Genomic DNA, 14,060 nt, shown 5'->3' on the forward strand with positions numbered 1-14,060 from the left:
TTTGGAGCGGATCCGCTCTCAATCATAGGAACTCCAAGCAATTGATTTCATCCCTACATTAAACTGTAGTTAGTCAATTGCTTCTACATCCAATACTACTTAAAAAACTGCAACCCTTTATAAATTTCACTTCGCACTTCTTCGTCCTGCTCTGTAGCTTCTGCTTCATGTAAGGCAGTTTGTGCAGTATCCCCGCCAATCTTACCCAAAGCCCATGCGGCTGTGCCTCGAATGACAGGACGGTCATCTTTATGAAGTAGAGCAATCAAATCTGGTATGGCGGCTTCCTCTTTAAAATGAGCAAGTGCCAAGATGGCATTACGCTGGATAGGCTTTTTTCCACGCCATGAGCCTGAAACATGACCAAATCTCCCCTTAAATTCCCGATTAGTAATCGTTAAAAGCGGTGTCAATAATGGTTTGGCTAGCTCTGGATCTGGTATAAATTCTTCATGAATCCAATTAATTTTCCCTTTATTTTTAGGACATACTGTCTGGCATGTATCACAGCCATAGAGTCGATTACCGATATGACTACGAAACTCATCTGGTAATGTACCCTTCGTTTGAGTCAGAAAAGCAATACAACGCTGTGCATCCAATTGTCCACCTTGAATTAAGGCTCCTGTTGGACAAACATCCAAGCACAGTCGACAATCTCCGCATTCATCCTCCATTGGCTTATCTGGCGCAAATGGAATATTTGTAATGAGCTCTCCTAAATACACATAGGAACCAAATTCAGGCGTTATAATCGAGCAATTTTTTCCGCTCCACCCAATGCCTGCACGTTCAGCTACTGCCCGATCTACAAGGGCTCCTGTATCAACCATTGATTCAATACGTACACCTTTGACATGTTCCTCAAGCCAAGTGGATAATAGCTTTAAACGCTCACGTAATGCTGTATGATAATCGACACCCCATGAAGCACGGCAGAAAATTCCACGTCGCGCACCCCTTTTACCAATTGGTGCATTTTGCATACGTGAAGGGTAAGCCACAGCTATCGCTACAATACTCTCTGCTTCATCTAGTAATTGAAGGGGTTCTGTACGTTTTTGAATATCACTTTCTTCAAATCCAGACTGATAGCCAAGCTCCTGCTGGCGACGCAATCTGTTTTTTAATTCTGTAAAGGGAGCTGCTGTTGTAAAACCTATTTTATCAACACCAATGGACATCGCATATGCCACAAAATCACGTTGTAGGTCGTGTATGTTCATTTTATTTCCAACTCCTTACATGGTACAATATTAGAAATAGATAAAGTAGGTGATGTTCATTGGAAATTTCCATTAACCCAACTCTATTAACACAACATCCCGAGCTAAAAATCGGCATTATTCATTATACCAAAATTGTTGTAGCAGAATCCCCTCAAATGATTAAAGGGCGTATGCAATTGTATCAGGAAAATCTTTTTCTTGAAATGCAGGAACTTCCTGTAACACAGCGTGAGGGGATCGCAGAATGGCGACAAATTTGGAAAAAGCTTGGTGCTGATCCAAATCGCTATCGTCACTCAGCAGAAAGCCTTATGCGTCGAATTAGTAAGCAGAACTATTTAACGCCAATTCATTCAGGTGTTGATTTAAATAATTTCTTTTCACTTCAATATGAAATGCCAATTGGGCTATATGATGTTGCTCAAATCAAAGGGTTTGTAACAATTGATCTTGGTCATGACGAGATTGGTTATGAAGGTTTGAATGGGCGCTTTAACACATTAGAAAATATTCTGTATAGTCGTGATGAGATAGGAGCATTTGGCTCACCTTTTGTTGATTCTAAACGCACAGCTGTCACAGAGGAAACAACTGATGCGTTACATATTTTTTATTTCCGCCCTTCCTTAACAAATGATGCAGCGAATGAACTGCTAGCGTCAGCTGGGAAAATGTTTAATCAAATTCATGGCGGACATTATCAAATCGCAATTATATCAAATGATGTACCATCTATAACACTATAAAAAGGACGTGTTTTCGTGATTAATCTTGCAGAAGCTGTTAAACTAAAAAGTATTTTAGGAAAGAAAACTCAAGAGCTAGTAAACGAACTACATCGCAGTGCCTTTGTAACAGTTGAAAAGGGACAAGCCCCTAAAACAAGTAATCGAGCACTCCCCCTTATTGAAGCTGACTTAGCCCAAGTTCGTCTAGATACTCGTACATTAGACCGCCTCGTTTACGAAGCAAACATCCAAAACACAGTAGACTTTAAAGGTCAAAAGCTAGCACTAGTAGAAGCCATCGAACTAGCAACACAACTTCGTGCCGAGGCTGATATGTGTAAAGATTTCAGTATGCGAGAAAAAGAGAGTGTAAGATTTGGCTATGGCGAAAATACAATGTTATATGAAATTGCTTTGTATGAGCCAGATGAATATAGAGAACGAGCTACAAAGCTTGAAAAAGATGCACATAAGCTATCTAATCTTATTAATTCAAAAAATTACAGTATTCAAATTAACTTTGACGATTCCCGTTATTTCTAGACTCGGGACGGTGAGACTCCAACCCGAGTTGGATGTGCTGTTTTCAAATCTAGCTTTTCAGCTAATTAGTTAAAAACCAATAACAAGTTACCTGTTACTGTATGACCGATGACTAATGACCAACTATAAGCAATGGCCATACTCAAAACAACTTGATTCCATTTGAAAACGCCATCCAGGGCTCTCCTACATTTATGTATGGAGAGCTTTTTTAAGTAGTTCAAAGGGATAATTTGGATGACTAGTTTGCCCCTTTCAAGGACAAAATGGAAGTATCTATAGGAAAGGGGTCATACTATGACACAGCAAGATGATGCAACACATGAGCAAGATATGACATTGACCAACAGACAGGGACATCCAATTACCAACAATCAAAATTTGCGAACAGTCGGTAATCGAGGTCCTGCAACATTGGAAAATTATGATTTTCTAGAAAAAATGAGTCATTTTGACAGAGAGCGAGTTCCAGAACGGGTTGTGCATGCTCGTGGAGCTGGAGCACATGGGTATTTTGAAACCTATGGTGTTGTTGGCAATGAACCTATCTCTAAGTATACACGTGCAAAAGTCTTTCAGGATAAAGGGAAAAAAACACCTGTCTTTGTGCGTTTTTCAACTGTTATACATGGTGGTCACTCCCCAGAAACATTGCGTGATCCCCGCGGTTTTGCAGTAAAGTTTTATACAGAGGATGGCAATTGGGATTTAGTAGGCAATAATTTAAAGATCTTCTTTATTCGTGATGCGCTCAAATTTCCAGATATGATTCATGCTTTTAAGCCTGATCCCATTACTAATATTCAAAACGTTGAACGTTTTTTTGATTTTTGTGCTAGCTCACCAGAAACCTTCCATATGGTAACATTCGTTTACTCTCCTTGGGGGATTCCAGCAAATTATCGTATGATGCAGGGCTCTGGGGTTAATACGTACAAGTGGGTGAATAGTGAAGGCAAGGCAGTCCTTGTCAAATATCATTGGGAACCGCTACAAGGTATTAAAAATTTAACACAAAAAGAAGCAGAGGAAATCCAACAGAAAAATTTCAATCATGCTACACAAGATTTATATGATGCTATCGAACGTGGAGACTTCCCCGAATGGGAGCTACATGTTCAAATTATGGAGGATGGTTCACACCCTGAGCTTGATTTTGATCCATTGGATGATACAAAGCTTTGGCCAAACGATCAATTTCCATGGTATCCAGTTGGCAAAATGGTGTTAAACAAAAACCCTGAAGACTATTTTGCGGAGGTGGAACAGGCTACTTTCGGGACAGGGGTGCTTGTTGATGGCTTAGACTTCTCTGATGATAAAATGTTGCAAGGTCGTACTTTCTCTTATTCTGATACACAACGCCATCGTGTAGGCGCCAACTACTTACAGCTTCCAATTAATGCACCAAAAAAACGTGTAGCGACCAATCAACATGGTGGGCAAATGATGTATAAGCGTGATTTGGCACCTGGACAAAATCCACATATTAATTATGAGCCATCCATGCTGAATGGATTAAAGGAAGCAACACAAGCTGGTAAAGAATATACACCATACATTGAAGGGAACCTTGTTCGTGAATCGATTGATCGTCAAAGTAATACGAAACAGGCTGGTGAAACTTATCGTAACTTTGAACAGTGGGAACGCGAAGAACTTCTTGAAAATTTAATACGTGATCTATCGGTCTGTCATGAGGATATTCAAAATGCCATGATTGCTTTGGCACAAGAAGCCGACGAAGAATATGGTCGCTTACTCAAGGAAGGTTTGCACAACGCTAAAAAAGATTCCTCTGCATCAAAACCACTTGGCAATATCCATGGTGATCAAGCACCTCAAGATGCCATGAATAAAGGACACGACGCTGAGCCATATTGACGAAGCTAAAAAAGACATTACATTTTTTGTAATGTCTTTTACTTTATTGTTCATATGCCTTATACCAATGATAAGGTTGAATTTCCTTTAATGATTTAAATACCAATTCTCCATCTGCATTCGTAATCGCTGCCTTAACATTTTCTCCCCAATAAAAAAGTCTTTCCTGACAGACTCCACAGGGTGTCAGCACTACAAATTTAGATGTTTCATCTTCCCTAGCAACACAAATCGAATGCGTTACTTTTGTATTCAATTTATGTGCCTCTAAAATAGCACCTGTTTCCATACATAATTCAGTAGCAGCATTCATTACCTCGGGTGCGACACTTGTTAAAATTTTCCCATCCGCGGTATATAAGGCTGCAGCTCCTCCCCATCCAGTGGGATATCTTTTTTCTGCTAGTGCAACCGCAGCTTCATACAGTACTTTTTCAATATCCATATTTCCTCTCCCTATCATACATGCACACCTGGTAATATTTTCAACACCTTTTCCTGTGCGTCTAAAATTGCCTCTGTTCCTAATGGAATGGCTATATTCGTTGTTTCATGTCCGAACTTAAAACCTGCCACGACTGGTATTCCTAAATCTGTAAAATACTCCTTCATTAACGAATGAAGTGCTTCTTCATCAGATCCTGTCTGTGTAAATGAACCAATGACGACTCCTGCTAATTGCTCAAATTTCCTTGCTTGTTTTAAATGCTGAAGCATTGAGTCAATAACTGGAATTGTTTCATTTACATCCTCTATTAATAAAATCCTACCTTCAGTTCTTACTTCAAATTTGGTACCTAGTGTGCTGACAAGACGATAGAGATTTCCTCCGATCATTTCACCACGTGTGATGCCCCCAGCAATCGTTGTTAGCGGAGAAATTGCCTCTGTATATTGAATTTCCATAGGGGAAAATAGCTGTAAAAACATTTTTTTTGATAAATCATCCATCTTATTAGCTGACATCAGCATTGGCCCATGAAATGTTACCATATTGGCATACTCATTAATCGCACAATGTAAATATGTAACATCAGAAAAGCCCCAGAAAATCTTAGGATTTTCTTCTATTAAAGCATAATCAATTTTATCAGCAATTCTGGCAGAGCCATAGCCTCCCTTTACACAAAAGATTGCTTTCACTTCTGGGTTTTTTACCATCTCATTAAAATCGGCTAGTCTGATTTCATCACTTCCTGCCAAATATTCATGTTTTGCATGAATCGTATCACCCAGAATATAGCGAAGACCCAATTCGTCCAAAAAAGCTACTGCTTCTCCTAGTTTTTCAGGCTCTACAAGACTTGAAAGTGCAACAACACCGACTAAATCTCCCTTTTGTAAACATGGTACGGTACTTTTCACAGTTATTCCTCCTCTTGTTGTCCTTATTTTAGCATAGCAAAACTTCAGAGGCATTGATTATTGCTATACTGACTGCCTATAATTAACTTTACTATTCAATTAATAAAGGGGTTAAAGCATCTTGAAAATTCCACCATATCTATTATTAGTACTCGCAACTCTTTTATGGGGTGGTAATTTTGTTATTGGACGTGCCGTTAGTGAAGATATTCCTCCCCTAACACTTGCCTTTTTACGCTGGTGCGTCGCATTTATTATCTTTTTTCCCATTGCATTTCACCAATTAAAACGTGAATGGCGGTTACTGAAAAGACATTGGTTTATTGTCATCATTCTTTCATTAACAGGTGTTACAGCATTTAACACACTTGTTTACATTGGATTACATTACACAACGTCCATTAATGCATCTTTAATGAACTCTTCTACGCCCATAATGATTTACATACTTTCCTTTATTTTTTTGAAGGAAAAACTATCAAAATATCAGTTAATAGGGACCGTTCTATCACTGAGTGGAGTTGCCTTTATTATAATGGGTGGCTCTTTTACAAGGATTGTCGATTTTACTTTCAACAAAGGGGATTTAATTGTAATCGCAGCAGTATTATGTTGGAGCATATATTCATTACTCATTAAACAATATGCAACTCGCTTACCAGGGCAGTCTACCTTTCTAGTGACGATTGGACTTGGGGCTATGATGTTATTTCCTTTTTCTCTCTATGAAACACTGTCTAGTGCAACAGCAATTCATTGGGAATGGTCAACCTTTGCTGCTATTTTATATGTTGGTATTTTTGCCTCTATCATTGCTTTTCTCTGCTGGAACAGTGGTGTTATACAGCTGGGAGCGAACAAAGCAAGTATTTATTTAAATTTCATTCCTGTTTTTGCCTCCATTTTCGCTGTTCTTTTTCTAAGTGAAAGATTGCACTCTTTTCAGCTTATAGGTGGACTAGCCGTTGTAGCAGGGGTTATTTTATCAGGAAAAATAAATAAGCAAAGACTTCAATCCTAAGAAGTCTTTGCTTATTTTTGCTAATTCGTACCACCATAAATTACTGTAACATTAGGATGGTTTAATAATTGGCTTGCTGGGAATTCTTCTGTAATATGACCACTTTTCAATTTCTCAATCGCCGCGAGCTTTTTTTCACCAAAGGCAATGAGAACGATTTCCTTTGCTTTCATTATGGAGTGGATGCCCATTGTAATGGCATGTGTTGGTACTTCAGATGGATCATCAAAATAAATAGCATTTTCTGTTCTTGTTGACTCTGTTAGCTCCACAATATTCGTCTTGGCATCAAACGATGCGCCTGGTTCATTAAAAGCAATATGTCCATTTACACCGATTCCTAGAAGCTGTAAATCAATGCCTCCTGCTTCTTCAATGCGCTTATCATATGCAGCACATTCTTCAGCTAAATTGGCTGCCTGTCCATTTGGCAAATAGACATTTTTCGGCTGTATATCCACAAAATTAAATAAATTCTTATGCATAAATGTAAAGTAGCTTGCTGGACTTGATTGCTCAATGCCAACATACTCATCCAAGTTAAAAGTTTGTACTTCCTTAAAAGATAAATGGCCAGCTTGGTGTCGTGCCACTAATTCTTTATACATGCCTACAGGTGATCCACCAGTTGCTAAACCTAAAACACTATCAGGTTTCTCTTGTATTTGTTTTGAGAAAATAGTAGCTGCCACTTCACTCATTTCCTCATATGTATTCACTTCTATCCATTTCATTCTTTATACGATACCTACCTTACCATTAATATTATTAACTAATATGTAAAATATTTCACTTTATAGTAGCTAATATATTAATCTTACTAGTTATTTAGCTATTTTTCTATCATTTCCTACTTCAGTTTATGCGTGTAATCTAAGACTATTTCGGTTATGTTATTAATAAGGAAGTGAGGCGATTTTATGAATGAACAGATTCAGCACTATTTACAGTATATTCAATTTCAAGGAACGTTAGAGCCATCTATTCAACTACTTGGACAACTACAAACTAAACATCTATTAACCATTCCCTATGAAAATTTAGATGTTGCCTTGAATCGTGGTATCTCCTTCGCTATTCCTGATATATTTAAGAAAATAATTATTGATAAACGTGGTGGCAATTGTTTTGAATTAAATATCTTATTCAGCTGGCTTCTACGAGAGCTTGGCTTTTCTGTCACCAATCGTTATGCCCAGTTTTGGCGCAACGTAGCGGAAAATACCCCTCCAGAGGAAATTCCTATGCATCAATTATTACTAGTAAATATGAGTGGACAATACTATATCTCGGATGTAGGTGTCGGTGCATTAGCACCCTGTAAACCAGTGCCACTGATTGCTGGCTATCAACACCGTGAAGGTAAAGAGTTATATAAAATAGATTATGATGAAGCGAATGGTTGGATGCTGTTGGAACAAGCTAAACATAGTTGGCGTTTGCTTTATAGTTTTCACGACGATGCCAATGATGCAAAATTTGCACCACGACTTTCCAAGCAAAAAAATAAAATTGCTATGATTCGAACCATTGGTGGCCGTCATACCATGATGAACAACGAATTTAGAATTTATGAAGGACAATCCTTAACTACTTATACAACAAACACTGAGAAGGAATGGCTGCAAGCTCTACAGCGTTTTTTTCATATCTCTATACAATAATAAGGAAAGCAAGTCCATCGGTGGCTTGCTTTCCTTTCACATTATTCCATTGTCCTATTGAGCAATTCAAACACAACTATGTCATTGTGTAGCTCTTTAACTAAACCTATATCATCTACAAAGTAATAAGTTTTCACTACATCACTAAATTCCGACCTTTTCTCGACTATAACCACGCCCGTATATTGCACATCACCAGCTTGTACCGTACCATCAGTAGATTTTACAGTTACTCGTTCCCCTGCTGAAACCCCTGGATCATCTTCATGTAAAACAACGCCTATTCTAAGCGGGAGTTCTATATATAAATCATAATGTGTGTTAGCTTCACTAGCAATGGCTTGTCCGTATGCACGATCATGACCATATAAAAGCTCATCAGAGATAGTTTGTCCTGTACTTACATTTTTGACTGTCCATACATCATTTTTACCGTCGTGTTGCTGATATTGATAGTTTAAAGTATAACGCTTATTGTCACTTAAAGAATAAAAGGCATACGTATATTCAAATGCGGGATCCCTTAGCAAGTTAGGTTTAGAAAGAGTCATTGCTCTCGCTAAAAACGCTGAGAAATGGGCGCGTGTAACAGGGTCATTAGGTTTAAACGAACCATTCTCATAGCCCCTTACTAAATGATTATGGGCCAGTGTTAAAATTTCTTTATAACCTGGTGTCTGCTTACTCACATCTGTAAAATAATAAGGATCTGAACCTTTTAATTGAAAGGCCCTATTTAGCACAATCGCCATTTCCCCCCTAGTAAGCGGTGCATCTGGATGAAATTTATGGGCAGTATCAAATATACCTTTATTTTGCACAGCCGCAATTTCTTTATAAAATTTATGAGTGGTTGTGACATCTTGATAGTTTGGATTTTGCACATGGATCGTGTTTAATCCTAAAGCACGTGTTAGCATTACAGCTACTTGTGCTTTCGTAATAAAATCATTCGGCTTGAACAAGTTATTCGAATACCCTTTCGCAATATCCTGTTCTACTAAATAATGAATTTCCGTCGTTAATGTATCATCCGTTAGATCGATAAAGCTGGCTGCCTGCACTTCCTTCGGTAATATACCAATTGTTATCAGGATCAAACATACTAGCTTCAATATGTTCTTCACATTATCCCTCCTCCTTCGATTCTATACCCATAAAGACGTACCCATATGCTTAAAATGAAAAAAGCCTCTATTAAAAGAGACTTTATTCGTTATTTTTATATTGAATTAATCCAATCCCTATTCCAGTCGGATCGACCAAATAAGCTAGATAGAAATCATCAAACGCCATTTTGTCACGCAAAATAGTAGCACCATTGTGTTTTGCCTGTGCAATGAATTCGTCAATTGCATCCACTTCAATTTGAATTCTTGTACCATGCGGAAAATCGCTTGGTCCTTTACCAATGCCACCATTAATTCCAGCTTTGTCTTCATTCCCAGTCATAACTGCCCAATAATCCCACTTTGGAGCTGCCACCTCCCAGCCAAACACTTTACTATAAAAAGCTGCCGCTTTCTCCGGTTCCTGACTATTTAATTCAAAGCCAATCACTTTTCCCATACATATACCCCCTCATTTTTAGCATAACAAATAATTCAACAATTAATTGGAATTCCCTTCCTGCAACTTTAGAAATTTGACAATATTCCAACTAAAAAATTTATGTATTTAATTAGTTAGAAAATTATGTATAATCAAATTAGAACGATTGTTCAAATCATTAAAGGAGTACAACATTGAGTAAAAGACGCTATGACAGTGACAAGGCAAAGATTGAGATTATCAAACATGCCATCCAATTATTTTCTCAACATGGCTATAATCAGACATCTGTTGGTGATATTTCGAAAGCCTCTGGTTATAGTAAAGGACATATTTATTATCATTTCGAAAATAAAGAAAAGTTATTTGTGCTTTTGGCGCAGCAATCGATGAAAAATTGGCATGACAAATGGTTGCAACAAGAATCTTCATACACCACATCCACAGATAAATTGTATGGTATGGCCATGCATGTCCTCTATGAGTATCAAACACCCTTACTAAAGTCAGGTCAGGAACTGGCATCTAATCCCAAATCAAGTCCTGATTCAATACAACAGTTATACAATTTAGCTATTACGCCAATGAATACTTATCGAGCAATTCTTCAAGAGGGCATCGACCAAAACGAATTTGTTCATGGCAATGTAGATACATGGACCGTCTTACTTGGCACATGGCTAGGTGGATTATGTCAGCTGACCAATACTCATAACTTGAAATCATTAGAACCACTCTTTCAACAGGCAATAACGATTTTCTTAAAAGAAATTAAAAAAGGTGGGGTTTAAATGAAAGTAGGTTTAATAGGTGATAGCTTAACAGAAGGTCGTCCAGGCGTTTCATTTTATGATCTCTTGAAACATCAATATCCTCATATTTCATTCGATAATCTTGGAAATCCAGGCGAGACGATTAAAAGTTTATTTACTCGCTTGGAAAAAATGCCGCTCCAATCTTCCTATGATCTCCTTATTCTTTGGATAGGCGTCAATGACGTCTATTCAAAATTATTAAAGGTGCAAGCACAGCCTGTGGCGAAGGATCACTTTGAATTCGAAGAGTACTGCCTTAAGGTATTAGAGAAAGCACATGACGCTTCCAAAAATGTTGTATTAGTATCTCCAGCATTAGTAGGAGAAGATCTTCAAAATCCCTCTAACAAAGAAATAACACAATTAACGTCTGTTATGGAGTCTATTTCATTGAAATCTGGCAATGTTTATTTTGTAAATATGCAAAATCTCTTTAAAGAGCATTTAGAACATTTGGAGTGCTCAGGCTTTATTAATACGAATGTAATAAGAGTCCTACTGGATGTTTTATTTTACAAAAGTCCTTTACGTATCGATAAATTATCTCAAAAAAGAGGGCTACATGTAACTTTAGATGGTGTTCATTTGAATAGTAAAGGTGCTGATTTAGTGGCACAGCAATATAGCTCTATCATTGAACTTTATAAAGTCGAAGGAGACAAAATCGGGAGGTCCTAAAGATGAGGAAGATTGCTGTTGTTACTGGCGGTGTTTCAGGGATAGGAAAGGCTATTTGCCAAGAATTAATTGCTCGAGAAATATTTGTCATTATTGCTGATATTCAAGATCATGAGGGTCGTGTGTTAGAAGCAGAGTTAAATAAGGATATCGCCCATGTAAAATTTGTACATTTAAATGTAACCGATTATAAAAATGTAGCTTCTGTCATTCATGATGTATTTGAAGAATTTCACCGTATAGATTACCTGTTTAATAATGCTGGTATCGCTATGTATGGGGAGATGGGTGAAATGACTATTGAGGATTGGAAGGAAATTATGGCCATTAATTTATGGGGTGTCATTTATGGGACTCAAATAGGCTACCCACTTATGAAAAAACAAGGTTTTGGTCATATCGTCAATACCTCCTCTGCTGCAGGGTTAGGACCTTCTCCTTTTTCTACTGCATACGCTACTACCAAACATGCTGTTATAGGACTAACAACCTCTCTACACTATGAGGCTGAGGAATTCGGGATTAAGGTGAGTACTTTATGTCCAACGTTTGTGGATACACCAATTTTCGATAATGCAAAGGCGATTCATATGGATAAATCAATTATCACCAAACAATTAAAGCAGCAAAAAATGATCTCACCTCAGCGAATTGCAAAAATGGCTATAGAGGGTGTTCATCAAAATAAGCCTATCATTTGTCCAATGCCAATGCGCAAAACACTGGATGTTGTTTTTACTATTTTTCCTTTTTTACACAAAGCGTTAATGAGAATGGTTTGTAAAGTGAGTCGTAATGCACGTTTAACCTAATGTTTCACAAGGCTCCCTACTAATGGGAGCCTTGCTTATTTTATAATACGACACCATCGCTCATTTTAATAATACGATCTGTATATGCCAACATTTCTTCGTCATGCGTCACTAATAATGTTGTTATATTTAAAGTTTTTGTTAATGTTCTTAATAACAACATAATCTCTTTAGAGCGCTGTGAATCTAAACTAGCCGTTGGTTCATCAGCAAACAATACTTTCGGTTGATGAATAATAGCACGTGCAATTGCTACACGTTGCTTCTCTCCCCCTGACAAGGAGGAAGGATAGGCAGTTTTACGATGTTCCATTCCAACTAACTCCAATAGCCGATTGACTTCATATTTCTGTTCATTCTTTTTTAATGGAGATTCAGCTACATCTAGCATTAATAGCAATTGTTCCTCCACTGTCAAAAATGGAACAAGGTGAGCAAATTGAAAAACAAAACCGAATTTACTTGCACGTAATTTTCGTACCTGGTCGGTTTTCATCGTCGTAAGATTCTGCTCTTCAAATAACACTTGCCCATCTGTTGCTGGTTGTAGTCCTGCAGCGATCGTTAATAATGTACTTTTCCCAGAGCCAGAAGCACCTACCAATGCTGTAATCTCTCCTTCATTTAAAGAAAGATTGATGCCCTTTAAGATCTCTTCCTCGACTTCACCATTCTTAAACGTTTTTCGTACTTCATCAATTGTAAATAACGTCATGATTAAGCCTCCCCTTGCTGTATTGCTTGTAACGGTTCAATTTTTTTAATTTGCATTCCTGACAAGGTCGCACCAATAAAGCCTATGAGGAGGAATACAACGGATAACTGTGTTGTAGTGCCTATTGTTAAAGTGAATGGCATCCCCTTAGGAGCAACTATATTAAATAGCTGGCTAAGACTGACAGATACCACAAGTGAAAAGATTGTAATAATAGCCATCTGTGTCCAGATCATTTTAAATAGCTTACTTGTTTTTAATCCAATCGCTTTTAAAATGCCATACAAGCCAATTTTTTGCACATTCATCATATAGAAGAAAATAGCAAACAACATCCCACTAATGACAACTAAGAACCATATAATCATATTTAAAGATAATTGCTCCGCATTATAACTAGGGATAGTATTGAGAAACTCTTTATTGCTATATGCTTGCAATCCCTTAATATCATTTGGCTCACTATTTGGTACAAAAATTAATTGTTTATCAGCTACCCGATACATCTCCTGATAAGCCTCTTCACTAATATAAGCAACGGGAGCATGGCTATATTTTTTTTGCTCTACAAAACCTTTTACAATGAACTTTCCACTGTATTGATTATTCGTTAATATATCTCCAACTTGTATTCCTTTATCTTGTAGTGAGCTATCCAAAAGCACCTCGTCTTGATGCACATTGCTAAAAAGTGTAGATTCCGTTGATGTCACAAAGGCTACACTTTGTTGTTTATCATCCTGATCATTTAAAAAGCCCATCTGGATCGAAAAAGCTACTGCCTCTTTTTCTTTACTTATGACTTTCTGTTGCAGGTCGCTATCGATTCTTGAAAGATTAAACGTGCCATCCGCATCCTCAGCCATATAAAATTGTCCCTTCGGTAAATCCTTAATTAAAGCTGCATTATCCTGTGACAGACCATTTGCTAAACCCGAGATAATAAACGTTAAAAAACTAACTAGGAAGATAATGGAGCCCAAGATTAAAAACCGTACTTTATTCTTCTTCATTTCTTTCCAGGCAAGATTCATCACTAACCCCTCCATTTCTTT

Annotated in this window: 16 protein-coding genes; 8 read left to right on the forward strand and 8 right to left on the reverse strand. The window is 37.6% G+C overall.

All coding sequences use genetic code 11. The features are described from left to right. Window positions 1-95: 95 nt before the first annotated feature. Window positions 96-1,226: a tRNA epoxyqueuosine(34) reductase QueG gene (queG, locus tag HXV90_RS19435; protein ID WP_103118816.1), complete on the reverse strand. Its 1,131-nt coding sequence runs from the start codon at window positions 1,224-1,226 to the stop codon at window positions 96-98. 59 nt (window positions 1,227-1,285) lie between these two features. Between queG and HXV90_RS19440 the strand changes: the two genes are divergently transcribed. From HXV90_RS19440 to HXV90_RS19450, 3 genes are all read left to right on the forward strand, one after another. Then, on the forward strand, window positions 1,286-1,975 hold the full coding sequence (locus tag HXV90_RS19440; RefSeq protein ID WP_269897841.1) for a B3/B4 domain-containing protein: 690 nt from the start codon (window positions 1,286-1,288) through the stop codon (window positions 1,973-1,975). Between the two features lie 15 nt (window positions 1,976-1,990). Then, a complete protein-coding gene (locus HXV90_RS19445; protein WP_048391820.1) occupies window positions 1,991-2,500 on the forward strand; it encodes a hypothetical protein in 510 nt (169 codons plus the stop codon). Between the two features lie 297 nt (window positions 2,501-2,797). Further along, the gene (locus tag HXV90_RS19450; RefSeq protein ID WP_048391822.1) at window positions 2,798-4,384 is read left to right on the forward strand and encodes a catalase; all 1,587 of its coding nucleotides are present in this window, start codon (window positions 2,798-2,800) and stop codon (window positions 4,382-4,384) included. Window positions 4,385-4,427: 43 nt separating this feature from the next. Here HXV90_RS19450 and HXV90_RS19455 read toward each other — a convergent pair whose 3' ends face one another. Beyond that, on the reverse strand, window positions 4,428-4,829 hold the full coding sequence (locus tag HXV90_RS19455) for a cytidine deaminase (RefSeq protein WP_269897842.1): 402 nt from the start codon (window positions 4,827-4,829) through the stop codon (window positions 4,428-4,430). Window positions 4,830-4,843: 14 nt separating this feature from the next. Continuing rightward, window positions 4,844-5,749: a S66 peptidase family protein gene (locus HXV90_RS19460; RefSeq protein ID WP_269897843.1), complete on the reverse strand. Its 906-nt coding sequence runs from the start codon at window positions 5,747-5,749 to the stop codon at window positions 4,844-4,846. A 121-nt stretch (window positions 5,750-5,870) separates the two neighbouring features. On the opposite strand from HXV90_RS19460, the gene HXV90_RS19465 reads away from it, so the two are divergent. After that, entirely contained in the window at window positions 5,871-6,770 is a 900-nt protein-coding gene (locus HXV90_RS19465; RefSeq protein ID WP_269897844.1) for a DMT family transporter, read from the forward strand. Between the two features lie 20 nt (window positions 6,771-6,790). Here HXV90_RS19465 and nagB read toward each other — a convergent pair whose 3' ends face one another. Beyond that, window positions 6,791-7,504, reverse strand: a complete 714-nt coding sequence (gene nagB / locus HXV90_RS19470) for a glucosamine-6-phosphate deaminase (RefSeq protein WP_269897845.1) — start codon at window positions 7,502-7,504, stop codon at window positions 6,791-6,793. Between the two features lie 186 nt (window positions 7,505-7,690). On the opposite strand from nagB, the gene HXV90_RS19475 reads away from it, so the two are divergent. After that, complete coding sequence (locus tag HXV90_RS19475) at window positions 7,691-8,434, forward strand: arylamine N-acetyltransferase family protein (protein ID WP_269897846.1); 744 nt, start codon at window positions 7,691-7,693, stop codon at window positions 8,432-8,434. Window positions 8,435-8,475: 41 nt separating this feature from the next. Here the strand turns inward: HXV90_RS19475 and HXV90_RS19480 are convergent, their stop codons facing one another. Continuing rightward, window positions 8,476-9,561, reverse strand: a complete 1,086-nt coding sequence (locus HXV90_RS19480; RefSeq protein ID WP_269897847.1) for an S-layer homology domain-containing protein — start codon at window positions 9,559-9,561, stop codon at window positions 8,476-8,478. Window positions 9,562-9,643: 82 nt separating this feature from the next. Then, entirely contained in the window at window positions 9,644-10,003 is a 360-nt protein-coding gene (locus HXV90_RS19485; protein WP_269897848.1) for a VOC family protein, read from the reverse strand. Between the two features lie 176 nt (window positions 10,004-10,179). Here HXV90_RS19485 and HXV90_RS19490 point away from each other — a divergent pair, with 176 nt between their 5' ends. From HXV90_RS19490 to HXV90_RS19500, 3 genes are read left to right on the forward strand one after another with little or no spacing between them, the layout of a single operon-like run. Further along, window positions 10,180-10,776, forward strand: coding sequence for a TetR/AcrR family transcriptional regulator (locus tag HXV90_RS19490; protein ID WP_269897849.1), 597 nt, complete (start codon window positions 10,180-10,182; stop codon window positions 10,774-10,776). Beyond that, window positions 10,777-11,478 carry an SGNH/GDSL hydrolase family protein gene (locus HXV90_RS19495; protein WP_269897850.1) on the forward strand — a complete coding sequence of 234 codons (702 nt, stop codon included), beginning with the start codon at window positions 10,777-10,779 and terminating at the stop codon, window positions 11,476-11,478. Between the two features lie 2 nt (window positions 11,479-11,480). Continuing rightward, window positions 11,481-12,290 (forward strand): SDR family NAD(P)-dependent oxidoreductase, encoded by an 810-nt coding sequence (locus tag HXV90_RS19500; protein ID WP_103118824.1) that lies wholly within the window; start codon window positions 11,481-11,483, stop codon window positions 12,288-12,290. 40 nt (window positions 12,291-12,330) lie between these two features. Here the strand turns inward: HXV90_RS19500 and HXV90_RS19505 are convergent, their stop codons facing one another. After that, window positions 12,331-13,005, reverse strand: a complete 675-nt coding sequence (locus tag HXV90_RS19505; protein WP_048391842.1) for an ABC transporter ATP-binding protein — start codon at window positions 13,003-13,005, stop codon at window positions 12,331-12,333. Between the two features lie 2 nt (window positions 13,006-13,007). Next, the gene (locus HXV90_RS19510) at window positions 13,008-14,039 is read right to left on the reverse strand and encodes an ABC transporter permease (protein ID WP_048391852.1); all 1,032 of its coding nucleotides are present in this window, start codon (window positions 14,037-14,039) and stop codon (window positions 13,008-13,010) included. Window positions 14,040-14,060: the final 21 nt, after the last annotated feature.

Origin of the sequence: Lysinibacillus sp. JK80 (assembly GCF_027557635.1) — a bacterium.
Lineage (GTDB): Bacteria > Bacillota > Bacilli > Bacillales_A > Planococcaceae > Lysinibacillus > Lysinibacillus capsici.

What these genes read in the sequence shown, in the direction of transcription:
- queG (WP_103118816.1), bottom strand. Translation starts at nt 1,226, where the DNA reads ATGAACATACACGACCTACAACGTGATTTTGTGGCATATGCGATGTCC.
- HXV90_RS19450 (WP_048391822.1), top strand. Translation starts at nt 2,798, where the DNA reads ATGACACAGCAAGATGATGCAACACATGAGCAAGATATGACATTGACC.
- HXV90_RS19455 (WP_269897842.1), bottom strand. Translation starts at nt 4,829, where the DNA reads ATGGATATTGAAAAAGTACTGTATGAAGCTGCGGTTGCACTAGCAGAA.
- nagB (WP_269897845.1), bottom strand. Translation starts at nt 7,504, where the DNA reads ATGAAATGGATAGAAGTGAATACATATGAGGAAATGAGTGAAGTGGCA.
- HXV90_RS19475 (WP_269897846.1), top strand. Translation starts at nt 7,691, where the DNA reads ATGAATGAACAGATTCAGCACTATTTACAGTATATTCAATTTCAAGGA.
- HXV90_RS19485 (WP_269897848.1), bottom strand. Translation starts at nt 10,003, where the DNA reads ATGGGAAAAGTGATTGGCTTTGAATTAAATAGTCAGGAACCGGAGAAA.
- HXV90_RS19495 (WP_269897850.1), top strand. Translation starts at nt 10,777, where the DNA reads ATGAAAGTAGGTTTAATAGGTGATAGCTTAACAGAAGGTCGTCCAGGC.
- HXV90_RS19500 (WP_103118824.1), top strand. Translation starts at nt 11,481, where the DNA reads ATGAGGAAGATTGCTGTTGTTACTGGCGGTGTTTCAGGGATAGGAAAG.
- HXV90_RS19505 (WP_048391842.1), bottom strand. Translation starts at nt 13,005, where the DNA reads ATGACGTTATTTACAATTGATGAAGTACGAAAAACGTTTAAGAATGGT.
- HXV90_RS19510 (WP_048391852.1), bottom strand. Translation starts at nt 14,039, where the DNA reads ATGAATCTTGCCTGGAAAGAAATGAAGAAGAATAAAGTACGGTTTTTA.